At 55.8% G+C, this 24,327-nt stretch carries 20 protein-coding genes, 5 tRNA genes and 1 pseudogene (1 of these 26 cut by a window edge); 4 read left to right on the forward strand and 22 right to left on the reverse strand.

Features of this window, described 5'->3' with window-relative positions; translation table 11 throughout:
- From V6944_RS19885 to trxA, 21 genes and pseudogenes are all read right to left on the reverse strand, one after another.
- Positions 1 to 55: transfer RNA gene (locus tag V6944_RS19885), tRNA-Pro, on the reverse strand; it reaches 122 nt to the left of the window's first position.
- A 90-nt stretch (positions 56 to 145) separates the two neighbouring features.
- Positions 146 to 222 (reverse strand) — tRNA-Pro (locus V6944_RS19890).
- A 44-nt stretch (positions 223 to 266) separates the two neighbouring features.
- Positions 267 to 352: transfer RNA gene (locus V6944_RS19895), tRNA-Leu, on the reverse strand.
- Between the two features lie 23 nt (positions 353 to 375).
- Positions 376 to 451, reverse strand: a tRNA-His gene (locus V6944_RS19900).
- A 55-nt stretch (positions 452 to 506) separates the two neighbouring features.
- A tRNA-Arg gene (locus tag V6944_RS19905) sits at positions 507 to 583 on the reverse strand.
- Between the two features lie 102 nt (positions 584 to 685).
- Positions 686 to 2,071, reverse strand: coding sequence for a bifunctional threonine/serine APC transporter ThrP (gene thrP / locus V6944_RS19910; RefSeq protein WP_333500202.1), 1,386 nt, complete (start codon positions 2,069 to 2,071; stop codon positions 686 to 688).
- 232 nt (positions 2,072 to 2,303) lie between these two features.
- On the reverse strand, positions 2,304 to 3,044 hold the full coding sequence (gene wecG / locus V6944_RS19915) for a lipopolysaccharide N-acetylmannosaminouronosyltransferase (protein ID WP_333500203.1): 741 nt from the start codon (positions 3,042 to 3,044) through the stop codon (positions 2,304 to 2,306).
- Complete coding sequence (gene wzyE / locus V6944_RS19920) at positions 3,037 to 4,395, reverse strand: ECA oligosaccharide polymerase (protein ID WP_333500204.1); 1,359 nt, start codon at positions 4,393 to 4,395, stop codon at positions 3,037 to 3,039. The genes wecG and wzyE overlap by 8 nt, the downstream gene beginning before the upstream one ends.
- The gene (locus V6944_RS19925) at positions 4,392 to 5,471 is read right to left on the reverse strand and encodes a TDP-N-acetylfucosamine:lipid II N-acetylfucosaminyltransferase (RefSeq protein WP_333500205.1); all 1,080 of its coding nucleotides are present in this window, start codon (positions 5,469 to 5,471) and stop codon (positions 4,392 to 4,394) included. Before V6944_RS19925 ends, wzyE begins: the two co-directional genes overlap by 4 nt.
- Entirely contained in the window at positions 5,468 to 6,718 is a 1,251-nt protein-coding gene (gene wzxE, locus V6944_RS19930; RefSeq protein ID WP_333500206.1) for a lipid III flippase WzxE, read from the reverse strand. The genes V6944_RS19925 and wzxE overlap by 4 nt, the downstream gene beginning before the upstream one ends.
- 1 nt (position 6,719) lies before the next feature.
- The gene (gene rffA / locus V6944_RS19935; RefSeq protein ID WP_333500207.1) at positions 6,720 to 7,850 is read right to left on the reverse strand and encodes a dTDP-4-amino-4,6-dideoxygalactose transaminase; all 1,131 of its coding nucleotides are present in this window, start codon (positions 7,848 to 7,850) and stop codon (positions 6,720 to 6,722) included.
- Positions 7,851 to 7,854: 4 nt separating this feature from the next.
- A complete protein-coding gene (gene rffC / locus V6944_RS19940; protein ID WP_333500208.1) occupies positions 7,855 to 8,529 on the reverse strand; it encodes a dTDP-4-amino-4,6-dideoxy-D-galactose acyltransferase in 675 nt (224 codons plus the stop codon).
- A complete protein-coding gene (rfbA, locus tag V6944_RS19945) occupies positions 8,507 to 9,388 on the reverse strand; it encodes a glucose-1-phosphate thymidylyltransferase RfbA (protein ID WP_333500209.1) in 882 nt (293 codons plus the stop codon). Before rfbA ends, rffC begins: the two co-directional genes overlap by 23 nt.
- A 21-nt stretch (positions 9,389 to 9,409) precedes the next feature.
- Entirely contained in the window at positions 9,410 to 10,477 is a 1,068-nt protein-coding gene (gene rffG, locus V6944_RS19950) for a dTDP-glucose 4,6-dehydratase (RefSeq protein ID WP_333500210.1), read from the reverse strand.
- On the reverse strand, positions 10,474 to 11,736 hold the full coding sequence (wecC, locus tag V6944_RS19955; RefSeq protein WP_333500211.1) for a UDP-N-acetyl-D-mannosamine dehydrogenase: 1,263 nt from the start codon (positions 11,734 to 11,736) through the stop codon (positions 10,474 to 10,476). Before wecC ends, rffG begins: the two co-directional genes overlap by 4 nt.
- Positions 11,733 to 12,863 carry a non-hydrolyzing UDP-N-acetylglucosamine 2-epimerase gene (gene wecB / locus V6944_RS19960; protein WP_333500212.1) on the reverse strand — a complete coding sequence of 377 codons (1,131 nt, stop codon included), beginning with the start codon at positions 12,861 to 12,863 and terminating at the stop codon, positions 11,733 to 11,735. Before wecB ends, wecC begins: the two co-directional genes overlap by 4 nt.
- A gap of 57 nt (positions 12,864 to 12,920) precedes the next feature.
- Entirely contained in the window at positions 12,921 to 13,967 is a 1,047-nt protein-coding gene (wzzE, locus tag V6944_RS19965; protein ID WP_333500213.1) for an ECA polysaccharide chain length modulation protein, read from the reverse strand.
- Positions 13,968 to 13,980: 13 nt separating this feature from the next.
- Positions 13,981 to 15,084 carry a UDP-N-acetylglucosamine--undecaprenyl-phosphate N-acetylglucosaminephosphotransferase gene (gene wecA, locus V6944_RS19970; protein ID WP_333500214.1) on the reverse strand — a complete coding sequence of 368 codons (1,104 nt, stop codon included), beginning with the start codon at positions 15,082 to 15,084 and terminating at the stop codon, positions 13,981 to 13,983.
- A 240-nt stretch (positions 15,085 to 15,324) separates the two neighbouring features.
- Complete coding sequence (rho, locus tag V6944_RS19975; protein WP_333500215.1) at positions 15,325 to 16,584, reverse strand: transcription termination factor Rho; 1,260 nt, start codon at positions 16,582 to 16,584, stop codon at positions 15,325 to 15,327.
- An 86-nt stretch (positions 16,585 to 16,670) separates the two neighbouring features.
- Positions 16,671 to 16,733: pseudogene (locus V6944_RS19980) on the reverse strand (rho operon leader peptide); the annotation flags it as partial.
- Positions 16,734 to 16,923: 190 nt separating this feature from the next.
- On the reverse strand, positions 16,924 to 17,253 hold the full coding sequence (gene trxA, locus V6944_RS19985; RefSeq protein WP_002883224.1) for a thioredoxin TrxA: 330 nt from the start codon (positions 17,251 to 17,253) through the stop codon (positions 16,924 to 16,926).
- Between the two features lie 143 nt (positions 17,254 to 17,396).
- Between trxA and rhlB the strand changes: the two genes are divergently transcribed.
- From rhlB to V6944_RS20005, 4 genes are all read left to right on the forward strand, one after another.
- Positions 17,397 to 18,662 (forward strand): ATP-dependent RNA helicase RhlB, encoded by a 1,266-nt coding sequence (gene rhlB / locus V6944_RS19990; protein WP_185669611.1) that lies wholly within the window; start codon positions 17,397 to 17,399, stop codon positions 18,660 to 18,662.
- A gap of 7 nt (positions 18,663 to 18,669) precedes the next feature.
- Positions 18,670 to 20,169 (forward strand): guanosine-5'-triphosphate,3'-diphosphate diphosphatase, encoded by a 1,500-nt coding sequence (gppA, locus tag V6944_RS19995; protein WP_333500216.1) that lies wholly within the window; start codon positions 18,670 to 18,672, stop codon positions 20,167 to 20,169.
- A 22-nt stretch (positions 20,170 to 20,191) separates the two neighbouring features.
- Positions 20,192 to 21,100 carry a LysR family transcriptional regulator gene (locus V6944_RS20000; RefSeq protein ID WP_333500217.1) on the forward strand — a complete coding sequence of 303 codons (909 nt, stop codon included), beginning with the start codon at positions 20,192 to 20,194 and terminating at the stop codon, positions 21,098 to 21,100.
- A gap of 118 nt (positions 21,101 to 21,218) precedes the next feature.
- Positions 21,219 to 22,217: an amidohydrolase family protein gene (locus tag V6944_RS20005; protein ID WP_333500218.1), complete on the forward strand. Its 999-nt coding sequence runs from the start codon at positions 21,219 to 21,221 to the stop codon at positions 22,215 to 22,217.
- Between the two features lie 83 nt (positions 22,218 to 22,300).
- Here V6944_RS20005 and rep read toward each other — a convergent pair whose 3' ends face one another.
- Positions 22,301 to 24,322: a DNA helicase Rep gene (gene rep / locus V6944_RS20010; RefSeq protein WP_185669613.1), complete on the reverse strand. Its 2,022-nt coding sequence runs from the start codon at positions 24,320 to 24,322 to the stop codon at positions 22,301 to 22,303.
- Between the last annotated feature and the right edge of the window lie 5 nt (positions 24,323 to 24,327).

Genomic DNA, 24,327 nt, shown 5'->3' on the forward strand with positions numbered 1-24,327 from the left:
GCCTCCGACCCACTGGTCCCAAACCAGTTGCGCTACCAAGCTGCGCTACTCGCCGAAATACTGCTTTTTGAATTATCGTTCAATTCGGTTTTTATTCTTGACGTTAAGTCTTGAATAAAAAACCCTGCGCTGCAGGGTCTAAAATTGGTCGGCGAGAGAGGATTCGAACCTCCGACCCACTGGTCCCAAACCAGTTGCGCTACCAAGCTGCGCTACTCGCCGATGTACTGCTTTTTGAATTATAAATTCAATTCATTATAAAGTCGTGGTGCGAGGGGGGGGACTCGAACCCCCACATCCTAAGGACACTAACACCTGAAGCTAGCGCGTCTACCAATTCCGCCACCTTCGCAATTTCACAACTCTATCAAATAATGGGGTGGCTAATGGGATTCGAACCCACGACAACTGGAATCACAATCCAGGGCTCTACCAACTGAGCTATAGCCACCACTGCAAATCTTACGCGGTCTTTTAGAACCACCGCAGCTCCAGCACCGGGTAAATGGTGCGCCCGACAGGATTCGAACCTGAGACCTCTGCCTCCGGAGGGCAGCGCTCTATCCAGCTGAGCTACGGGCGCTTAGCGCCGTTGCGGGGTCGGATAATACGGACTTCCTCCCCCGCTGTCTAGTGCCTTTTAAAAGAAAATTATCGTTTGCTCATGCTTTGCGCGTTTTGTCGCTTATTTCTGCAAATCTTGCACTTCCGCGCCTTGGCTCATGCCAAAAACCTTATAAACCAGCGTCACAAGGGCCAGGAAGATCACGCCAACAAACAGCGACATCCGGGTGTCATCGTTGAATCCCATACCGATCAGCACGCAAATCAGGAACGCCATGGTCAGATAGTTGGCCCACGGGAACATAATCGAACGGAACGGGTGGCTAGCAATCGCTTCTTTATGTGCACGACGGAAGCGCAGCTGGCTAATCAGAATCACAAACCACGGCACCATGCCCGGCAATACGCTCGCACTATAGACATAGACGAACACGCGCTGTGGGTTAGGAATAACGTAGTTCAGGCAGGAGCCAATCAACAGGATAACAATCGATACGCTAACGCCAGCCGCCGGAACGCCGCTTTTGGTCACTTTCGCCATCGCCGAGGGCAGTTGACGGTTTTTCGCCAGCGCGTAGAGCATACGGCCACAGCTGTACATGCCGCTGTTACAGCCGGAGAGCGCCGCCGTCAGCACCACAAAGTTGATAATACCCGCCGCCGCGGTGATCCCGATTTTAGCGAAGGTCAGCACAAACGGGCTGCCGTTGGTACCAATTTCATTCCACGGGAAGATGGTGACGATAACGAAAATCGCCCCCACATAGAAAATCAGGATGCGCCACAACACTTTGCCTACCGCGCTGCGCAGGGTCACCTGCGGGTTTTTCGCTTCACCGGCGGTCATGCCGATAAGCTCAACGCCCTGATAGGATGCCACGACGATGCAGAGCGCCGTCAGGAAGCCCTTCCAGCCGCCGGCAAAGAAACCGCCGTGTTCGGTCAGGTTGCTAAAGCCAATGGAAGTACCACCGTTGCCGAAGCCAAAGAAAATGACGCCGAGGCCGATGACAATCATTACGATAATGGTCGTGACTTTAATCATCGCGAACCAGAACTCGATTTCACCGTACAGGCGCACCGCCGCCAGGTTTGCCAGCGCGACCAGCCCCACGGCAATCAGCGCCGGTATCCATTGCACCATATCCGGGAACCAGAACTGGACGTAAACCCCTATCGCGGTAATCTCCGAGATCCCCACCGCCATCCACATAAACCAGTATGACCAGGCGGTGAGATAGCCGAAGAACGGACTCATATAACGGTGCGCATAGACGGCGAACGAACCGGTTACCGGCTCGAGAAACAGCATTTCGCCCATGGAGCGCATAATGAAGAAGACAAATACCCCGGCCAGAATATAGGCCAGCAGCACCGACGGCCCGGCCCACTTCAGGGTGCTTGCCGCGCCCATAAATAGGCCCACGCCGATGGTGCCCCCAAGGGCAATTAATTCGATATGACGGGCTTCCAGACCGCGCTGGAGCTCCGGTTTATTCTCTGCCATAGATCCTCTTGTGTTTGCATTTGTCCGGTCGATGCCGGTTTTATTTTTTATAGAAAAATAGATGTCTGTCGGATACGGATACCGCCGTAGAAAATACGTAGATATCGTCAGGGCAGGCGAATGGTTTAACAATTTGGCTGAAATGGCAAATAGAAATGAGGAATAAAGTATCGGAGTTGTGAATGCATCACGCATATTCTGCGTGATGCATCACGGGTAACGCGCAGGAAATTCAGAGATTATTGGTGTAGTGCCAGCGTAAATAGCGCAGCAGACGAAGCTGGCGTTTAATTCGGCTTGGTTGGGATAGCAGGCGGTAAAGCCACTCCAGCCCCAGGTTCTGCCACACCTTCGGCGCGCGCTTCACGTGGCCGGTAAAGACATCATAGGTGCCCCCCACGCCCATATAGAGCGCGTCGGGGTAAACCTGCCGACAATCGCGCATCAGGATCTCCTGCTTCGGTGAGCCCATCGCCACGGTAACGATTTTTGCCCCGCTTTCACGGATACGTTCAAACAGCGCCTGTCGCGCTTCCGGCGTAAAGTAGCCATCCTGAGTGCCGACCAGATTCACGTTCCACTGTTTACGCAGCTTCTCCACGGTTTCCGCCATCACCTCTGGTTTGCCGCCAACGAGGAACACCGGCGTGCCCTCTGCCCCGGCGCGCGCCATCAGCGCCTCCCAAAGATCCGCTCCCGCCACACGAGAGACGTTAGCCTCGGGATATTTCTTGCGAACCGAACGCACCACGGAAATACCGTCGGCGTACTTAAACTCCGCCGCGTTAATCAGTTCTCGAACCTCAGCGTTATCTTCCAGCGTCAGCATCTTTTCAGCGTTAATCGCCACCAGCGTGCCCTGCTTCAGATTGCCGTCCGCGTACAAATAGTCCAGCGCATGCTGCATGTTGCGCCAGCCGATAAGCTTCAGCCCGCGCAGGCTGTAAGTCGGCGCGGTTAATGAGTCAGCCATTTTGTCCTTCTCCAACGTGCGAGGGACGTTTTAGCCGCTGATGAATCAGCCCCGCGCTTTCAAACAACCAGTACAGCAGTTTTGCCACCAGCAAACAGACCCCAAAGATAACCATAAAAAAGACGACACGAGAGCCGAAGGAGTCCAGCCCTTCACGCGCCAGCACGATCATATTGAAGATCGCGCCAAAGCAGAAACTATGCAGAATCGCCGATTTATAGCGGTTAGTTTCCCGATTGCCCAGCATATACAGCCAGTCAAACCACTTGATAATCAGCCCCACCACCACCGCACCCAGCGGGACGAACCACATGCCCCCCATCACCACCAGCGAGCCAATAAGCGTCGGCGAGATAGCCAGCCCGGAGTGGTTGTTCAGCACTTCCCAGGTAAAGTAGTTGGCGGTGTTCAGCACAATGCTCGGCCGCGATGGCCACATCCAGCTTGGGATAAAGACGTAGAAGTCGCGCACCATCGGCGCCAACCCCTGGAAATCAATCTTGTCGTAGTTCTGTAGCAACAACGCCAGGTTTTCCCACGGTGAGAAGGTATCACGCGTCAGGTAGAGGAAGGTGTAAAACGCTTCGTCACCGCTAACGTTCATGCCGTAGCGCTTCAGCGCCAGCCAGAACATGCCGACAATCCCCATGACCCCGGCCGCCACCAGCATCCACAGCGAAATCCAGCCGCGAATGATGCCGATAAACAGGAAGATGGCGAAGGCGATAATAATGTTGGCGCGAGTACCGCCGACAATCGCGTAGGTCAGCAGGCCAAAGGCCGTGGTCGCGATCAAAAAGCCAATCCACCGCTTCCAGGTCGGATTGAGGAAATAGACCACCAGCATTGCCGGAATAAAGAAGTAGAAGAAGCGCTTAAGCGCCACGCCTGAGACTTCACTGGAGAAAATCTGGCTGTAGGAGTGCAGCTTAAACAGCAGGAAGCCGTTATGCATAAAGAAGGTGCCGACCGTAAACAGCGCGATCACCATCAGCAAAATCCAGGTGATGTTCGTTTCAACCCGATTCATGGTAAACAACGGCCGCCGCGCAACGTGGGTCTGCGCAGACCGTAGACGCGTTTTGTAGGTCACGTAATAGACCGCATAGAAACAGACCGAGATCAGCAACGTTTGCAGCAGTACGTCCGGCGGCGACACGCCGACACCAAAGCGGAACACCAGCGTGCAGGTCAGCGGGAAGCCGAAGAAGAAGGTCAACAGGAACAACAACGAGAAGAAGACGTTGAAGTTGAAGCGGACGCGGCGGAACTCAAACCAGGTCAGGGTGCCGATAAACAATGTCGACAACAGCCAGACGGCAAGCAGCCCGGTAAACTGCATTTCGCTCATACCGCTTCCCCCGCCGCCAGTTGCAGCGCCCGATGCCACGGCGCCAGATAGTTAGGTTTGAAAAAGGCGATGGCGTTTTTATCCACCAGCGCCAGCTGACGCTGCGCTTCACGCACCACCGGGACGGTCAGCGCATCGTCAGTGAATAACACCGGAATATGCTGCTCGGCCATATCCTGCCAGAACGGGTTCTGCCGGTGGAGTACGCAGGGGATCCCCGCCTGAATCAGCAAACAGAGCGTGCCGATACCCTGCTGGCGCGCAAAAATAAAATAGCCCAAATCACAGCGGCGTAATAGCGCAAGGTAGGCATCAAACTCCAGCTTTTCACGCAGAATCTGCACATTTTCGCTGCTGAATAGCGCCAGCGCGGCTTCGTTCACTTCTGCAATATAGGCCGTGTTGTTCGCCGGGTAGCCCATCGGCACAATGACGTTTACCGTATCGCCAAACTGCTGATGCACTGCCTTCAATGCCGCAATATGCTCATTGCTGCGATCGCCAGAGTTACCTACCAGAATCGTCAGCTTGCCGTCGCGCGGCGCGGTGTCCGCCAGCGCGTTCAGCGATGGGTCCATCCGCGTTGGGAAATAAAGCAGCTCGCCGGTCACCTGCGGGTGACGGGCGGCAAAATAGCTGAGATCGCCACGAGTGGCAAACACGCGGCCCACACGCCCCTGCGCCATGCGACGCAGCGGATAGAACAGGCGGAACTTCAGGCCGCGGGAGACTTCATACAGATCCGCCCCCCAGATATGCCAGCTCGCCTGCGATGGCTTCAGACCGCCGCTGAGCAGCGCCAGCCAGATACCGGTATTAAACTGACCGTGGAAGAAAAAGCGCTGCTGCCGATTGGCCTTCGCTTTTGCCACCACCGCCTTTGCCAGCGCGGATTTATCGTTATAGCGGTCTATCTCCAGCGAAGGAAATGCCTTCACCAGGCTCTCATCACCGCTCACCACCATAAACTGACGGGCGTGTGCGGGCTCTGCGGCCAGCTCATCGGCAAAAAACCGTAGCACCGTCTGGTTATGATGAGGGATATCCGATCCCAGAATATGTATCAGTTCGGTCATTGCCGTTTACGCCAAATTAAAAATACGCCGCTACACAGCGTGAAATAGACAATATAGGTCGCCATATAGGCCTGCGCCGCCCCCAGTGCGCCATGCGCCGGGATGAGCCAGTGGGAGAACGCCGTCAGCAGCGTAAACTGGCTCAGTTCGGCCAGAATATAGAAACGCAGCGAGGCTTTGGCGATCACTAAATAGCCATAAACGTAAGCGCCTACTTTCAGTACATCACCCACCAACTGCCAGGCGAACAGATCGCGCATGGCGACAAATTTCGATGAAAACAGCAGCCAGATAGCAAAATCGCGCAGCAGCCAGACGGTCAGGCTTGCCGCCGCCACCGCCGGCACCACAAACTTCAGGGAGCGGCCAATTTCGCGGCCAATATCCTGCTTGGCGGTTAACCGCGAAAGTGTAGGTAACAGATAGACGCTAAACGAGGCGGTAATAAATTGTAGGTAAGCATCGGAGATACTGCTCACGCCTTGCCAGATCCCCACTTCATCCCAGCTGTAGTGCTCCGCCATCAGGTTTCGCATCATCACGTAGGCCACGGGCATAGTGACGGAGGTAATCACCGCCATCAGGGTAAATTTACCCAGTTGACCCGCCAGTAAACGGTCCCACTGCGGCTTGAGATAGCCCCAGGGAATGACGCCGCGCTTGCTGAGCATCACCGCCGCAGGAATCACGATCAGCGCCGGTACCAGCGCCAACCCCAGCAGCGCGCCCTGATAGCCGCCAAAGTGGTAGCACACATAGTAAGCCACTACGCCAATCAGGCTACCGGCAATCAACGACAGCGCGTTGCCCGCCGCGTCACGGAAGCCTTTCATTAGCGCCAACAGCAGGTTCGCCCAGGCGATGCCCAGCTGTACCAGCGCTACCAGCCGCACTAGCCCCTGATAATGGGTATGGCCAAACAGCCCCTGGCTTATCGGTGCTGCCGCGAGCAAAAAGACCACCGCCAGCAGCGTGGAGAAGCCGAGCACCATTGCAGATGACGTGCCCACCACCTGACGTAGTCGCGCCGGGTCATCGTGATGCTGGGCGACAAGCTTCGTCACCCCGTTAAAGATTCCCGCCCCGGCCAGCACGCCGAGCACGGTGACTAACTGGCGGAAGTTACCCGCCTGACCCACCCCTGAAGGACCAAATGATACCGCCAGCAGCTTAACCACCAGCAGCCCAACGCCAATTTTTACCAGCGTGGACGCGGCGGTCCACACCGAAGCTTTTGCCAGTGACATATCAGGCGAAGTAGCTCAGCAGGGTATTAATGACCGTGCGCTGGTCAACCGGCGACAGGTTGTAGAACAGCGGCAAACGAAGTAAACGCTCACTTTCTTGTGTAGTGAAACGGTCTTCGCCGTGGAACTCACCAAACTTCTCGCCCGCCGGGCAGGAGTGCAGCGGAATGTAGTGGAATACCGCGAGGATTTCCGCCTCTTTCAGCCAGCTAATCAGCGCGCTGCGATCTTCTACGTCGCGCAGTTTGATATAGAACATATGCGCGTTATGGCCGCAGTTTTCCGGGATCACCGGCAGGTCGATACGCCCGGCGTTCGCCAGCGGCAGCAGCGCGTCATAGTAGGTTTGCCACAAGGAGAGACGCTGTTTATTAATACGATCGGCGGCTTCCAACTGCGCCCAAAGATAGGCAGCCTGCAGGTCAGACATCAGGTAGCTGGAGCCGATATCGCGCCAGGTGTATTTATCCACCAGGCCGCGGAAGAACTGGCTGCGGTTGGTGCCTTTCTCACGGATAATCTCCGCGCGTTCCACCAGCGCGCGATCGTTAATCAGCGTCGCGCCGCCTTCACCGCCGGCGGTGTAGTTCTTGGTCTCGTGGAAGCTAAAGCAGCCGATGTGGCCGATGGAGCCCAGCGCGCGGCCCTTGTAGGTCGACATCACACCCTGCGCGGCATCTTCCACCACGAACAGATTGTATTTTTTCGCCAGCGCCATGATGGTGTCCATCTCGCAGGCCACGCCCGCGTAGTGCACCGGCACGATAGCGCGGGTTTTGCCGGTGATGGCCGCTTCAATCAGCGTCTCATCGATATTCATGGTCTCTTTATGCACGTCGACAAACACAATCTTCGCACCGCGCAGCACGAAGGCGTTGGCGGTGGAGACAAAGGTGTAGCTCGGCATAATGACTTCGTCGCCCGGCTGGATATCCAGCAGGATCGCCGCCATTTCCAGCGAGGCGGTACAGGACGGGGTCAGCAGCACTTTGGCGCTGCTGAAGCGCTGTTCCATCCACTGCTGGCAGCGACGGGTAAAGCCGCCGTCACCGCACAGTTTCCCGCTGCCCATCGCAGACTGCATGTAATCAAGTTCAGTACCCACTACCGGTGGGGCGTTAAATGGAATCATGGAGTCACCTGTATAGCCAGTACGCGGTGCTAACCACGTTAGCGCCGCTATGAATATAGCGTTGAAGTGCTGCGGTATTGCCGGCTTGCGTCGCCACCCGTAGCGTCGAAAGACCGCGGGTATGCGCCCAGCACACCGCCGCCTGCATCAGTTCTGCACCCGCACCGCGCCCGGCCAGCAGGCCGATTCTCGCGTCACAGGCGTTTAATTCTCTTAAGGAGACAAAGGCGCGAATCGCCCCGCGTTCATCGCGAAACACCAGGCACTGGTTATCAAAGGTGCCTTTTACCGCGTTTTCAATCCACTGTGCGTAGAAACGACCGCTCGCCTCCGGCGCATACCACGGCGCACGGAAACGGCTTTGGGCAAACGCTTGAGCGGCAAGGCTGCGCAGCGCGGGGATATCATCGTCAGTGGCAACCTGCGCCAGCGTGGTTCCACCGGTGGCTACCGGCAGCGCCAGATCAACTTCGCCCTCAACTAGCCGAAAACCCAGATGCTGGAGCGCATCAAGATTTTCCACCTGATGCGCGGCGATTTTTGCCTGCACCCGCGACCATCCCGCTAATCGTTCAGCGGTCAGCGGCGGCGCGTCGTCGGCCACGCGAACAATGGCACTGTTCACGCCGAAGAATTGGTTTTCCCACTTCAGGGGATCAATATTGGCGCGGACGAGCACGAAGCAGCTCCAGCAGATACTGGCCGTACCCGGTTTTCGACAGCTGCGCCGCGGCACGCTTAACACCGTCGTCGTCAAGCCAGCCGTTGCGCCAGGCAATCTCTTCCAGGCAGGCAATTTTAAAGCCCTGACGTTTTTCCACCGTCTGCACAAACATGCTCGCTTCAATCAGGCTATCGTGCGTACCGGTATCAAGCCAGGCAAAGCCGCGGCCGAGCAGTTCAACGGTCAGCTTGCCGTCGTCCAGGTACATCTGGTTGATGGAGGTGATCTCCAGTTCGCCGCGCTCGGAAGGCTTCACGCGCTTAGCGTACTCCACCACCTTGCTGTCGTAGAAATAGAGGCCGGTCACCGCCCAGTTGGATTTTGGCTGTTTCGGTTTTTCTTCCAGCGACAGCGCGTGGAAGTTATCGTCAAACTCCACCACGCCGAAGCGTTCCGGGTCCATCACCTGATAACCAAATACCGTCGCCCCTTCGGTACGCGCTGCCACATGGCGCAGTTTCGGGCTAAAGCCCTGACCAAAGAAGATGTTGTCACCCAGCACCAGGCATGACGGCTCACCGTTGAGGAAAGCCTCACCAATGATAAACGCCTGCGCCAGCCCGTCCGGGCTTGGCTGCTCGGCATACTGCAGCGAGATACCAAATTCGCTACCGTCGCCCAGTAGGCGCTGGAAGTAGTTTTTATCTTCCGGCGTGGTGATGATTAAAATCTCACGGATACCCGCCAGCATCAGCACCGACAGCGGGTAGTAGATCATCGGCTTGTCGTAAATCGGCAGCAGCTGTTTTGACACGCCGCGGGTGATCGGGTGCAGGCGCGTGCCCGACCCGCCAGCAAGAATAATGCCTTTCATTGCTTTCCTCCTCCGGGGGGATTAACCCTTCAGGCCCAGACGTTCACCCTGATAGCTGCCGTCCTGTACCGGCTTCCACCAGCTTTCGTTGGCGAGGTACCACTGGACCGTTTTACGCATACCGCTTTCGAAGGTCTCTTCTGGGGTCCACCCCAGCTCGCGGGCAATTTTTGCCGCATCGATGGCGTAACGTAAATCATGGCCAGGACGGTCGGCGACAAACGTAATCAGATCATGGTAATGGGCGATGCCCTGCGGTTTTTCCGGCACCAGTTCTTCTAACAGGGCGCAGATAGTCTCGACCACGTCGAGGTTCTTACGTTCATTATGGCCACCGATATTGTAGGTCTCCCCGATGCCGCCTTCGGTGGCGACGAGGTAGAGCGCACGGGCGTGGTCGTCAACGTAGAGCCAGTCGCGGATCTGCTGACCGTTGCCGTACACCGGCAGCGGTTTCCCGGTCAGCGCATTAAGGATGGTCAGCGGAATCAGCTTTTCCGGGAAATGGTACGGGCCGTAGTTATTTGAACAGTTGGTAATAAGCGTCGGTAGACCGTAGGTACGCAGCCAGGCGCGAACCAGATGGTCGCTGCTGGCCTTCGAGGCGGAGTAAGGGCTGCTTGGCGCATACGGGGTGGTTTCGGTGAAGAAATCATCCACCGAATGCAGATCGCCATACACTTCATCGGTTGAAATATGATGGAAGCGGAACGCCGCTTTACCACCGTCATCGAGCGCAGACCACCAGGCGCGAGCGGCCTCCAACAGCGTGTAGGTGCCGACGATATTGGTTTCGATAAACGCCGCCGGGCCGTCGATAGAACGGTCAACGTGACTTTCCGCCGCCAGGTGCATCACCACATCCGGGCGATACTGTTCGAACACGCGAGTCAGTGCGGCGCGATCGCAGATATCCACTCGCTCAAAAGCAAAGCGCGGGTCCTGCGCCACTGGTGCCAGTGAGGCCAGATTACCGGCGTAGGTAAGTTTATCCACGACGACAACGCTGTCAGACGTATGATTGATAATATGGCGCACGACCGCCGAGCCAATAAAACCTGCGCCGCCGGTGACCAGAATTCGTTTCAACGCCAGACCCCTTTGGTATCCACCACGTACTGCTGGGTAATCGCATCGCCGCTGATAGCTTTAAACTGGGTGTGATCGACCAGCATCACCATCACGTCAGCGCTGGCAAGCGCGGTCTCAAGCGACACCAGCGTGCACAAGCCGTCGAGCTTTTTCGGCAGCTGATGAATATTCGGTTCCACCACCAGGGTTTCGCCGCTGTGCCATTGGGCAATCAGCTGGGCAATTTCCATCGCCGGGCTTTCGCGCAGGTCGTCGATGTTTGGCTTAAATGCCAGGCCGAAGCAGGCAATTTTCAGCTCGCTGGCGCGCTTGTCGCTGGCCGCCAGACAGTCGGCGACGTTAGCCTTCACCTTGTCGATAACCCAGAACGGTTTATGGTCGTTCACCTCGCGCGCGGTGCGAATCAGACGCGCCTGCTCCGGGTTTTGCGCCACGATAAACCACGGGTCGACGGCAATACAGTGTCCACCAACGCCAGGGCCTGGCTGGAGGATATTGACGCGCGGGTGGCGGTTCGCGAGGCGAATCAGCTCCCAGACGTTAATCCCCTGATCGGCGCAGATAAGCGACAGCTCGTTGGCAAAGGCGATGTTCACATCGCGGAAGCTGTTTTCCGTCAGTTTGCACATCTCGGCGGTACGGGCATTGGTGACCACGCATTCGCCTTCGAGGAAGATGTTATAGAGTTCACTGGCGCGCGCGGAGCATACCGGCGTCATCCCGCCAATCACGCGGTCGTTCTTAATCAGTTCCACCATCACCTGCCCTGGCAGCACACGCTCCGGGCAATAGGCGATATTGATGTCCGCCTGCTCCCCCACCTGCTGCGGGAAGGTCAGGTCCGGGCGCATCTCAGCCAGCCAACCGGCCATCAGCTCGGTCGCGCCCACCGGGGAGGTGGATTCGAGGATCACCAGCACCCCTTTCTTCAGCACCGGCGCAATAGATCGCGCCGCCGCTTCGACGTAAACCATATCCGGCTCATGGTCGCCCTTGAACGGCGTTGGCACGGCAATCAGGTAGGCATCTGCCGCTTCCGGCGTGGTAGTCGCGCGTAAATAACCGGCGGACACCGCCGTTTTCACCACCCTGTCGAGATCGGGCTCAACAATATGAATCTCGCCACGGTTGATGGTATCGACCGCATGCTGATTAATGTCAACGCCCACCACCTGTTTTTGCCGCGAAGCAAACGCAGCTGCAGTTGGAAGGCCGATATAGCCCAGACCGATCACCGAGAGGGTTGAGAAACTCATAGCGTTACCTGATTATTTTTTAATGCTGACAATATACGTTCACATGCCCGGCCATCCCCATACGGGTTATGGGCCCGGCTCATCCTTTGATATTCTTCTTCGTCGCGCAGCAGGCGCGTGACTTCATCGACGATGCGTTGGCTATCGGTGCCCACCAGGCGAACCGTCCCGGCATCAATGGCCTCTGGGCGTTCGGTGGTTTCGCGCATCACCAGTACCGGTTTGCCCAGCGATGGCGCTTCTTCCTGAATGCCGCCAGAGTCGGTCAGGATAAGCCAGGCATGATTCATCAGCCAGACGAACGGCAGGTACTCCTGCGGCTCAATCAGGATGACGTTATCAATATGCCCCAGAATACGATTGACCGGTTCACTGACGTTTGGGTTCAGATGCACCGGGTAGACAATCTGTACATCCGGGTTGTTCGCGGCAATTTCCGCCAGCGCGTGGCAAATCTTTTCAAAGCCCTGACCAAAGCTCTCCCGACGATGCCCGGTGACCAGGATCATCTTCTTTCCCTCGCACAGGAAAGGGTAACGTTGGGAGAGGTCTGCATTCAGCGCGCGATCGTGCATCACCCGATCGCGAACCCAGAACAACGCATCGATGACCGTATTGCCGGTAACAAAAATTCGCTTAGCCGACAGATTTTCCCGCAGCAGGTTCTGCCGGGAGTTTTCGGTTGGCGCAAAGTGATACATCGCCAGGTGCCCGGTCAGCGTACGGTTGGCCTCTTCCGGCCACGGCGAGTAGAGGTCGCCGGTACGCAGACCCGCTTCAACATGCCCCACGGGAATGCGCTGATAGAAAGCCGCGAGGCTCGCGGCTGCGGTGGTGGTGGTATCGCCATGAACCAGCACGACATCGGGTTTAAACGACTCCAGAACGGGCTTTAACCCCTGCAAAATCCGGCAGGTGATTTCGGTTAAACCCTGTCCTGGGCTCATGATGTTGAGATCATAATCCGGAACGATGGAGAAGAGGCTTAGCACCTGATCAAGCATTTCCCTATGCTGCGCGGTAACGCAGACCTTTGCCTCAAAATGAGGGTCCCTTGCTAACGCGTGAACCAGAGGCGCCATTTTGATCGCCTCCGGACGTGTGCCAAATACAGTCAGTACTTTCACATCGATTCTCTTCTATAGATGAAACAGGCCCATCGCCCTTCATCAATTGATGGGCATTTACTGCGTGCGACGACGCGCCAGTGCTACCCCAGCACCAACCAATGCGCCGACAATGCCCCACATGACCATCAGGAATACACGACGTGGGCTAGTGCGTTTTACCGGTTCCTCTGGTGTGCGCAAATACCGATATGTCTGGAAACTTGGTGCCAGCGTCGGGCCTACGTTGAGGGTCGTTAGCATAGCCCTCCCCTGATCGTAATCAAGGTCAAACGTCGGTCCCACGGCCTGAAGATTTTCCAGGCGTGCCTGCAGCATTGGACGACCGAGCAAAGAGAGCTCTGAGTCCGGTAATTCATCAGCCGGAACATCGGTCTCACTGCGGGTGATATTGTGCTGCAGCGCGATCTTCAGCGCGGCTTCAATGCTATGCAAACGGCGGTTGAAAATCGCCTGAGCAACCTCTTCCTGGCGTTTCACCTGCGCCTTCACCTGAATAGTGCGGGCAGCCCATGCGCCTTTCAGTTCATCATTCAGATGTCCTGCGGCACGCTGGCTGGCAAAGGCCACGTACTGACGTAACAGGTTATTGGCGTCCGGCGCTGTTTCCGCCGTCAGCTTCACGCTGTCACTCACGCTTTTCAGCACATCGCCGGGAATAAATTGAATATCGTCAATCAGATCATCGAGCTGTGCGGCATCGGCGCGGGAATTGCCCACCATCCGCTGCTTGTAGTAATCCGTCTGCAGCCAGAAATCACGGCGGGTGTCCCAGGAGGACAGCTGCATGACGAACTCTTTGTAGACTTCATCCATCACCGAAGGTGGCATCGCGGTAGTCGGGTTGACCTTCACATCCAGATTGCGCAGGAACTGCTGCTGCGAATAGTAGCCACCCAGCATGTTAACCGTCGGCCGGTCGGTGATCGCCGTAGCACTCCACTCCTGCCGGGCAAAAAAAGTATAAATTAGCACCACGGCAGCAAATAGCACCGCAACGCCAATAATCCAGTGTTTTCCTGACCACAACGCGCGAAACAGGCCACGAATATCCAGTTCATTCTCAGCACGAGTCAACTGTGCTTCCGGTAATGGTTGTGTCATTACTACCCCAGTTTTACTTGGTTAATTTTGGATTGTTGTCGCTGTTCCGACGCATTCTGCGCTTCATGCGCTTAATGAAACGCGCTACTTTCCAGGCCCGCTTGATACAGTAGCCGTAGAGACCAAAAGCGAGCAAGAACAGTATCAGCATGACCCATTCAGGTACCACGCGGGTATATTCAGCGGCGACGCCAATGGCCGCCAGCAACGCGGCGGCAGCGGTAATCAGCACCAGCGCCTGACGCGAGGTGAAACCCGCGCGCATAATGAGATGGTGAATATGCTGGCGGTCAGGAGAAAACGGGCTCATCCCTTTTCGTAAACGACGATACATGATGGCAACCATATCCATCAACGGAATCGCCACGATCCACAGCGCCGTAACCGGACTTATCGGATGATGTTTTCCCTGAGTGGTTTCCAGCAGGATCCAGATGACCGTAAAACCAATCAGCGTACTACCGGCATCGCCCATAAAGACTTTATAACGACGACCCAGCACGCCCAGGTTCAGCATGATATAAGGGAGGATGGCGGCAATCATTGCGAAGCACCACATGGCGAGGCTCGTCTGACCGTCAAACCATAGGATCAGGCCAATTGCGCCAAAGCTGACGCTCGACAGCCCCCCGAGCAACCCATCAATACCATCCACCATATTGAAGGCGTTAATCATCGCCCATACGGCAAACAGGGTCAGGAAGAAACCAAAAGGCCCGAGTACCAGTTCCCATGAGCCAAAAATATAGCCCAGGCTTTGCAGATACAAATGACCCGCCGCCATCATGACGATGCCTATGGCCGCCTGAACGGTAGCACGGATTTTAACGCTGATGTCGTAACGATCGTCCAGTGCCCCCACCAGCACCAGTACACCGGCACAGGCAAGGTACAGGGAACCGTGCGGAATATAGTAGTTAGCAATCGCGAAGGTGAGGCAGATCCCAGCATAGACAGAGATGCCCCCCACTAGCGGGATAAGCCCCTGGTGACGTTTACGAAAGTTTGGTTTATCCACCAAACCAATCCATTTTGCCGCTCTACGGGCAAAAAAGAGAAATACGGTGGTGAACAAGAAAATACTGAGTAGGTCAGTACCGACGGTCAGTAAACTCACAATTTATACTCGCTGCGAATATTAATAGCGAAAGTATACCCACGATAGCAATGCATCAGAAGAGGAAGCCTGATGATTATTGGGGAAACTTGCCTGATTTATAACCGATTTTACAAACTAACTATCATTGTAGCCATAAACCCCAAGTATCCGTAAAAAAAATACAATTCCCCATTGGCTAAACTCCTAAAAACAAAAACGCCACACGATTGTGTGGCGTTTGTCGGCAAAAACCTTATTTTACGAGCGTTTCATCATATCGAAGAAATCGTCGTTGGTTTTGGTCATGGCCAGCTTATTAATGAGGAATTCCATCGCGTCGATTTCACCCATTGGATGGATGATTTTGCGCAGGATCCACATTTTCTGCAGCTCTTCAGGCGTGGTGAGCAGCTCTTCTTTACGGGTACCGGAACGGTTGTAGTCGATAGCCGGGAAGACGCGTTTTTCAGCAATCTTACGAGAGAGGTGCAGTTCCATGTTGCCGGTACCTTTGAACTCTTCGTAGATAACTTCATCCATTTTAGAGCCGGTATCGACCAGAGCCGTTGCGATGATAGTCAGGCTACCGCCTTCTTCCACGTTACGCGCAGCACCGAAGAAACGCTTCGGACGGTGCAGGGCGTTGGCGTCTACACCACCGGTCAGGACTTTACCTGACGCAGGGACCACGGTGTTGTAGGCACGGGCCAGACGAGTGATGGAGTCGAGCAGAATGATAACGTCTTTCTTGTGTTCAACCAGACGTTTCGCTTTCTCAATAACCATTTCCGCAACCTGAACGTGACGGGATGCTGGTTCATCAAAGGTAGAAGCAATAACTTCACCTTTCACCAGACGCTGCATCTCGGTCACTTCTTCCGGGCGTTCGTCAATCAGCAGAACCATCAGTACGCAGTCTGGGTGGTTGTAAGCGATGCTCTGCGCGATGTTCTGCAGCAGCATGGTTTTACCGGCTTTCGGCGGTGCCACAATCAGACCACGCTGACCGCGACCGATTGGCGAGGCCAGATCCAGTACACGAGCGGTTAAGTCTTCGGTAGAACCGTTACCACGTTCCATACGCAGACGTGAGTTTGCGTGCAGCGGGGTTAAGTTCTCGAACAGGATCTTGTTGCGCGAGTTTTCCGGCTTATCGTAGTTAACTTCGTTAACTTTCAACAACGCAAAGTAACGCTCACCCTCTTTTGGAGGACGAATCTTACCTGAAATGGTATCACCAGTGCGGAGGTTGAAACGACGGATTTGGCTAGGGGAAACGTAGATATCATCAGGGCCGGCGAGGTAGGAGCTGTCTCCAGAACGGAGGAAACCAAATCCGTCCTGCAGTATCTCCAGCACACCGTCGCCAAAGATATCCTCGCCACTCTTCGCGTGCTGCTTCAGGATGGCGAAAATGATGTCCTGCTTGCGCATACGTGCCTGGTTTTCCAGACCCATATTTTCGCCGAGAGTGATCAGCTCAGAAACCGGCGTGTTCTTTAATTCGGTAAGATTCATAATGGTGTGGGTTCTTAAACTCGGGGTAAATCTCGAACTTAATTTGTGAATGGTATGGCAGCGTAATCCGTGCCTGTTTAAGGTCATCAACTCATGTCTGTTCGCTGCCTGGTCACAGGAGAGTACGCAGAACTGAAACGACAAGACGGAAAAGAGTGACAAGCCTGGAATTTTTCAACCTCTGACGCTGTTAACGACAACGGGAGGTTTGGGTCAAACAGATTCAAACAAGGTATGTTTAAAACGAAGTCAAAGTTAACTTAGCACGACTGATGGCAAGCGTCCAGAGTTCCGCTCAAATTAAGAACACAGGAACCCTGAACGCCCACGTTGAATCTCTTACGCCAGGTTAGCGTCGAGGAACTCTTTCAGTTGGCCTTTAGACAGTGCGCCAACTTTGGTCGCCGCCACTTCGCCGTTTTTGAACAGCAGCAGCGTAGGGATACCGCGGATACCATACTTCGGTGCAGTACCTGGGTTCTGATCGATGTTCAGTTTAGCCACGGTCAGTTTGCCCTGATACTCCTCGGCGATTTCATCCAGAATCGGGGCGATCATTTTGCACGGACCGCACCACTCTGCCCAGAAATCGACGAGTGTCAGCCCGTCAGCTTTAAGTACGTCCGTGTCAAAACTGTCGTCAGTCAGGTGAATAATTTTATCGCTCATATTTAACTCCACAGGAATAAGCCTGGTGTGTTGGTGTAGCATTAACCAACGAGGTGTTGATGTTGACTTCGCCAACAAAGGTTGACGTTATTTCACCGGATACGCTTTCTTAATGCAATAGTAAGCTGATATTCTACCACACTATGAGCAAAACACATTTAACAGAACAGAAGTTTTCCGACTTCGCCCTGCACCCTAAAGTGGTTGAAGCCCTTGAAACCAAAGGGTTTTATAATTGCACGCCCATTCAGGCGCTGGCTTTGCCGCTGACGCTTGCTGGACGTGATGTGGCTGGACAGGCGCAAACCGGTACCGGGAAAACGATGGCGTTTCTGACGTCGACGTTTCATTATCTTCTTTCTCATCCGGCAGTTGCTGACCGCCAGGTGAATCAACCGCGCGCCCTGATTATGGCGCCAACCCGTGAGCTGGCAGTACAGATTCACGCTGACGCAGAGCCACTGGCTCAGGCGACCGGCCTGAAACTGGGCCTGGCCTACGGCGGTGACGGCTATGATAAACAGCTGAAAGTGCTGGAAAGCGGCGTCGATATTCTGATCGGCACCACCGGCCGTCTCATTGACTATGCAAAACAGAACCATATCAATCTGGGCGCGATCCAGGTCGTGGTGCTGGACGAAGCCGATCGTATGTACGATCTGGGCTTTATTAAAGATATCCGTTGGCTGTTCCGCCGCATGCCTGCGGCCAACCAGCGTCTGAACATGCTGTTCTCCGCGACCTTGTCTTACCGCGTACGCGAACTGGCGTTCGAGCAAATGAACAACGCCGAATACGTGGAAGTTGAGCCAGAGCAGAAAACGGGTCACCGTATTAAAGAAGAGCTGTTCTACCCTTCCAACGAAGAGAAGATGCGTTTACTGCAAACGCTGCTGGAAGAAGAGTGGCCAGATCGCGCGATTATCTTCGCCAACACCAAGCACCGCTGTGAAGACATCTGGGGCCACCTGGCTGCCGATGGTCATCGCGTCGGCCTGCTGACTGGTGACGTGGCGCAGAAAAAACGTCTGCGGATTCTGGAAGATTTCACCCGCGGTGATATCGATATCCTGGTCGCGACTGACGTTGCGGCACGCGGCCTGCATATTCCTGCCGTTACGCACGTCTTTAACTACGACCTGCCGGACGACTGTGAAGACTACGTACACCGTATCGGTCGTACCGGTCGTGCAGGCGCAAGCGGTCACTCAATCAGCCTCGCCTGTGAAGAGTATGCGCTCAACCTGCCGGCCATTGAGACCTACACCGGTCACTCTATTCCGGTGAGCAAGTACAACCCGGATGCGCTCTTAACCGAGCTGCCGAAGCCGCTGCGTTTGACGCGCGTTCGCCAGGGTAACGGTCCGCGTCGTTCGGGCGCACCGCGTAATCGTCGTCGTTCAGGTTAACTACGTTATGCTCACTACCACCTCGCTCTATGCAGCTATCGATCTCGGTTCCAATAGTTTTCATATGCTGATAGTTCGCGAGGTGGCGGGCAGCATCCAGACGCTGACGCGCATTAAGCGCAAAGTGCGTCTGGCCGCCGGACTTAACCGCGACAACACCCTTTCGACAGAAGCAATGGAGCGAGGCTGGCAATGCCTGCGCCTGTTCGCTGAACGTCTTCAGGATATTCCCCCAACGCAAATTCGTATCGTGGCTACCGCAACGCTGCGTCTTGCCGTTAATGCCGACGTCTTCATCGCCAAAGCCCAGGAAATCCTTGGCTGCCCGGTACAGGTTATCCGCGGCGAAGAAGAAGCGCGCCTGATTTATCAGGGCGTCGCGCACACCACCGGCGGCGACGATCGTCGTTTAGTGGTCGATATCGGTGGCGCCAGTACCGAACTGGTCACCGGCACCGGTGCGCAAACCACCTCGCTGTTTAGCCTCTCGATGGGCTGCGTCACCTGGCTTGAACGCTACTTTACCGACCGCAATCTGGCGCAGGAACATTTCGATGCAGCGGAACGTGCCGCCCGTGAAGTGCTTAAGCCGGTTGCCGATGAACTGCGTCACCACGGCTGGAAAGTCTGCGTCGGCGCGTCCGGTACGGTACAGGCGCTGCAGGAAATCATGATGGCGCAGGGAATGGATGAACGCATCACCCTCGCCAAGCTCCAGCAGCTTAAACAGCGCGCCATTCAGTGCGGCCGTCTGGAAGAGTTGGAAATTGAAGGGCTGACGCTGGAGCGCGCACTGGTATTCCCAAGCGGACTCGCCATTCTGATCGCCATTTTCACCGAGCTGGATATTCAGTGCATGACTCTGGCCGGCGGCGCGCTGCGCGAAGGGCTGGTCTACGGCATGCTGCATCTGGCTGTCGATGAAGATATTCGCAGCCGCACGCTGCGTAATATTCAGCGTCGCTTTATGGTCGATATCGAGCAGGCAAATCGTGTATCCCAACTGGCAGCGAATTTTGTCGAACAGGTGAAAGATAGCTGGGATCTGGAACCGTTAAGCAGTGAACTGCTGTTAAGTGCCTGCGCATTGCATGAAATTGGCCTTAGCGTCGATTTTAAGCAGGCTCCACAGCACGCGGCCTATCTGGTACGCAATCTTGACCTGCCGGGCTTTACCCCTGCGCAGAAAAAGCTGCTCGCTACCCTGCTGCTGAATCAGACCAACACCGTGAATCTGCCCACGCTCCACCAGCAGAACGCCGTACCGCCGCGCGTGGCGGAGCACCTCTGCCGTCTGCTGCGCCTGGCGATTCTGTTTGCCAGCCGTCGTCGCGATGACCTTCTGCCAGCGATTACGATGACCGCCGACGGGGAAAATCTGACCCTCACGCTGCCGAAGAGCTGGCTTGAACTGCATCCGCTAGGGCGTGAGATGATTGATCAAGAGTGTCAGTGGCAAAGCTATATTCACTGGCCGCTGCAGGTTGCTGGCAGCACCGCGCAGTAAGCCAACCATCAAGGGGCAGACGATGCGCGATGAACTGGATATCAAGTCACTGCGTTTTTTCTCTGCCCTCTACCGCTTAGGCAACGTTTCCCCTGCCGCCGATTCGCTTAACATCAGCCAGCCCACCGGCAGCATTCTGCTCAAACGGCTACGCGACCACTTTGACGATCCGCTATTTATTCGCGTCGGCCAGCGTATGGAGCCCACACCACGCGCTGACTTTATCGCCCAGACGGTCTTTACCATCCTCGACCTCGCCGATAACGCGCTGATGAAAACCCCGGAATTTTCGCCGCAGACCAGCACGCGAAACTTTACCCTCAGCATGACCGACATCAGCCAGATGACCCTGCTGCCGCATCTGCAAACCCTGCTCCGCGAGCACGGAGCGGAGGGCATTACCTTCTCAGTGCTGAATATTGATGAGAGCACGCCGGGAGATCTCGAATCCGGCAAATGCGATTTAGCGATTGGCTATCTGCGCCAGCTGCCCGACAGCATCTATCAGCAGCGTCTGTTTAATCAGTCCTACGTCTGCCTGTGCGCCGCCAGCCATCCCCGAATCCGCGAGAATTTTACGCTGGCCGACTGGCAGCAGGAACGGCATCTGGCCATTCGCATCGACGGCACCGGGCACGGCGATATCGATAACCTGCTTGAAGAAATCGGGCAGTCGCGCCACGTGGCGCTTACGCTGCCCAGCTTTTTAGGCGCGGGTGAACTGGTGGCAGCTAGCGATCTTATCGCCGTGGTGCCGGAACAGCCCGCGCGGCATCTGGTGAAACACTATCCGTGCCGCATCTGGCCGCTGCCGTTCTCCCTGCCCGGCATCGCCATCAGGCAGCTCTGGCACCAACGCCACCACCGCGACCCGGGTCACGTCTGGCTGCGCGGGCTGATTGCCACCATTGCCGAGCAGCATCTCGCCTGACGCCCTATTCGATTTCATAATAACCTCTATTGCGTTTCACGCATTGCCGCCACGGCGTGCAAAAACCTATTCTGCGGGCAGACAAACGTTAGCCCTCTAGCCGAATAAGGAATACATCATGCGTGGAAAAATCGCCCTCGAAGAACATGTCTCTACCCCGGAAAATAACCGCCTTTGGGATGCCACCGGCGAAGCGGCGCGTAACGGCAGCGAATACATGAAAGACGTTGAACGCCGCTTAATGGATCGCAGCATCCACCTTGATGAGATGGCGCAACGCAATATCGACCATGTGATTTTGTCCCTCACCTCCCCGGGCGCGCAGTCGATTCTGGATAAAGCCAGCGCCGTGGCCTTTGCTCGCAACACTAACGACTATCTCGTTGAGCACTGCGTGAAGCCGCACCCGGATAAGTTCAGCGCTTTCGCTACTCTGGCGCTGCAAAACCCAGAGGCCGCCGCCGATGAACTGGAGCGCGCCGTGAAAACGCTGGGCATGAAAGGAGCGCTGATTAACGGCTATACCAACGTCAAGGATAGCGAGCACGGGTTGTATCTGGATGATGAGTCCATGCTGGTGTTCTGGGATAAAGTGAGTGCCTTAAACGTGCCGGTATACCTGCACCCGCGCGAACCGCTGGAAGGCCCGGCCCGCGGCATTTATACCGGCTATGAAAGCCTGATCGGCTCCGCCTGGGGCTTTGCGCAGGAGACCGCCGTCCACGCCATCCGCCTGATGATGAGCGGCCTGTTTGACCGTTACCCAAATCTGAACATTGTGCTGGGGCACCTGGGGGAAGGGCTGGTACATATGCTGCCACGTACCCAGCATCGCCTGTACCGCCAGCGCTTTGGTGTCGGTTTAGGCAAGGCGGAGAAACCGCTGATGCATTATCTGCAGAATAACTTCATCGTTACCACCAGCGGGCACTTTAATACCTATTCACTGCAAAATGCGCTGGAGATTATGGGGGAAGATCGGGTGATGTTCTCCGTCGACTACCCGTATGAAGATATTCATCAGGCCTGCGACTGGTTCGATCCGCTGGAGATGGATGCGGAGCTGAAAAATAAGATTGCCTGGGGCAACGCCAGCCGGGTGTTTGATATTGGGTAAGACTTGTAGCCCGGCCGAGCAAAGCGACGCCGGGGTTTTGCTCGGTGCTTTCCCGGCGTCGCTTTGCTCGGCCGGGCTACGGGTTAGCTTTTTTTCGCCTTTGCCAGCATTTCACGAATATTGGCGACGTTTGCCTGTCCCTTGTGCATCCGCTCTTCAGGCGTAATTACCTTCCGCTCCTGCTCCCACACCACATCATCCTGCGGCAGCTCCAGCAGGAAACGGCTCGGCTCCGGGCGCACCAGCTCACCGTACTGACGGCGCTCTTTGCAGAGGGTGAAAATCAGCTCTTTCTGCGCGCGGGTGATGCCCACGTAGGCCAGGCGACGCTCTTCATCGACGTTGTCCTCATCAATGCTGCTCTGGTGCGGCAGCAGCCCCTCTTCCATCCCCACGAGGAAGACGTACGGGAACTCCAGCCCTTTCGAGGCGTGCAGCGTCATGAGCTGAACCTGATCCAGCTCTTCTTCACTTTCGCCGCGTTCCATCATATCGCGCAGGGTAAAGCGGGTGACCACCTGAGTCAGGGTCATCGGCTCTTCCAGTTCGCTGCCTTCCAGCATCTCCGTCATCCAGCTAAACAGCGTGTTGACGTTTTTCATGCGCATTTCGGCGGCTTTCGGGCTCGGTGAGGTTTCAAATAGCCAGGACTCGTAGTCGATACCGTGAATCAAATCGCGTACGGCGGCAATTGGCTCACGCTCCGCCAGGCGCTGGATTTCTCCCAGCCACTGGGTAAAGCGAGTGAGGGATTCATAGCCGCGCCCGGTCAGCGTCTGACTCAGCCCCATATCGAAGCTGGCAGTGAACAGACTTTTGTTGCGGGTCATCGCCCATTCACCAAGCTTTTGCAGCGTCGCCGAACCAATCTCACGCTTCGGCGTGTTGACGATGCGCAGGAACGCGCTGTCGTCGTCCGGGTTACTCAGCACGCGCAGATAGGCCAGCAGGTCTTTAATCTCCGGGCGGGAGAAGAACGACGTACCGCCGGAAATTTTGTACGGGATGCGGTTTTGCATCAGGAATTTTTCAAACACCCGTGACTGGTGGTTGCCGCGATAGAGAATGGCGTAATCCTTGTACTGCGTCTTGTTGACGAAGTGATGGGCGATAAGCTCGCCGGTGACGCGCTCTGCTTCATGCTCTTCGTGGTTGGCGCTCAGCACTTTCAGCTCCGGGCCGTAGCCCAGTTCAGAGAACAGGCGCTTTTCAAACACGTGCGGGTTATTGGCAATCAGGATGTTCGCAGCCTTCAGAATACGCCCGGAAGAACGGTAGTTCTGCTCCAGCTTAATGACCTGCAGCGCCGGGAAGTCTTTACTCAGCAGCACCAGGTTCTGCGGACGCGCGCCGCGCCAGGAGTAAATCGACTGGTCATCGTCACCGACCACGGTAAACCGCGCGCGCTGCCCCACCAGCAGCTTCACCAGTTCGTACTGGCTGGTGTTGGTATCCTGATATTCATCCACCAGCAGGTAGCGAATCTTGTTCTGCCAGCGCTCACGCACCTCTTCATTACGCTGCAACAGCAGCGTCGGCAGCAGGATCAGGTCATCGAAGTCCAGCACGTTGCAGGCCTTCATGTGGGCATCGTACAGGCTGTAGCAGTGGGCGAAAATACGATCGCGCTCGCCCTTCGCGCTGGCCGCCGCCTGCGGTGGCGTCATCAGATCGTTTTTCCAGTTGGAGATCGTCGAGATCAGCTGCTGGAACACCACTTTATCGTCTTCGATCAGCCCTTCGGTCAGATCCTTGAGCAGCGCGGTTTGATCGGTATCGTCAAACAGCGAGAAGTTCGACTTCATGCCCAGCGCCGCGTATTCGCGCTTGATGATATCCAGCCCCAGGGTATGGAAGGTTGAGATCATCAGCCCGCGCGCCTCTTTGCGCCCCAGCGTCTGCGCCACGCGCTCTTTCATCTCGCGCGCGGCCTTGTTGGTAAAGGTGACGGCGGCGATATGACGAGCCTGATAGCCGCAAACGCGGATCAGGTGCGCAATTTTATTAGTGATCACGCGGGTTTTGCCGGAGCCAGCACCCGCCAGCACCAGGCAAGGGCCAGTGACAAATTCGACGGCTTGTTGTTGTCCGGGGTTTAAACGCATAGGGG

Origin of the sequence: Kluyvera sp. CHPC 1.2972 (assembly GCF_036759925.1) — a bacterium.
Lineage (GTDB): Bacteria > Pseudomonadota > Gammaproteobacteria > Enterobacterales > Enterobacteriaceae > Kluyvera.

Bases quoted from the DNA above. Each gene is read 5' to 3' on its own strand.
- rhlB (WP_185669611.1), top strand. From the start codon at position 17,397: ATGAGCAAAACACATTTAACAGAACAGAAGTTTTCCGACTTCGCCCTG.
- trxA (WP_002883224.1), bottom strand. From the start codon at position 17,253: ATGAGCGATAAAATTATTCACCTGACTGACGACAGTTTTGACACGGAC.
- rffA (WP_333500207.1), bottom strand. From the start codon at position 7,850: ATGATTCCATTTAACGCCCCACCGGTAGTGGGTACTGAACTTGATTAC.
- rep (WP_185669613.1), bottom strand. From the start codon at position 24,322: ATGCGTTTAAACCCCGGACAACAACAAGCCGTCGAATTTGTCACTGGC.
- wzxE (WP_333500206.1), bottom strand. From the start codon at position 6,718: ATGTCACTGGCAAAAGCTTCGGTGTGGACCGCCGCGTCCACGCTGGTA.
- wecG (WP_333500203.1), bottom strand. From the start codon at position 3,044: ATGGCTGACTCATTAACCGCGCCGACTTACAGCCTGCGCGGGCTGAAG.
- wzyE (WP_333500204.1), bottom strand. From the start codon at position 4,395: ATGAGCGAAATGCAGTTTACCGGGCTGCTTGCCGTCTGGCTGTTGTCG.
- V6944_RS20000 (WP_333500217.1), top strand. From the start codon at position 20,192: ATGCGCGATGAACTGGATATCAAGTCACTGCGTTTTTTCTCTGCCCTC.
- gppA (WP_333500216.1), top strand. From the start codon at position 18,670: ATGCTCACTACCACCTCGCTCTATGCAGCTATCGATCTCGGTTCCAAT.
- wecC (WP_333500211.1), bottom strand. From the start codon at position 11,736: ATGAGTTTCTCAACCCTCTCGGTGATCGGTCTGGGCTATATCGGCCTT.
- V6944_RS20005 (WP_333500218.1), top strand. From the start codon at position 21,219: ATGCGTGGAAAAATCGCCCTCGAAGAACATGTCTCTACCCCGGAAAAT.
- rho (WP_333500215.1), bottom strand. From the start codon at position 16,584: ATGAATCTTACCGAATTAAAGAACACGCCGGTTTCTGAGCTGATCACT.
- thrP (WP_333500202.1), bottom strand. From the start codon at position 2,071: ATGGCAGAGAATAAACCGGAGCTCCAGCGCGGTCTGGAAGCCCGTCAT.
- rfbA (WP_333500209.1), bottom strand. From the start codon at position 9,388: ATGAAAGGCATTATTCTTGCTGGCGGGTCGGGCACGCGCCTGCACCCG.
- wzzE (WP_333500213.1), bottom strand. From the start codon at position 13,967: ATGACACAACCATTACCGGAAGCACAGTTGACTCGTGCTGAGAATGAA.
- V6944_RS19925 (WP_333500205.1), bottom strand. From the start codon at position 5,471: ATGACCGAACTGATACATATTCTGGGATCGGATATCCCTCATCATAAC.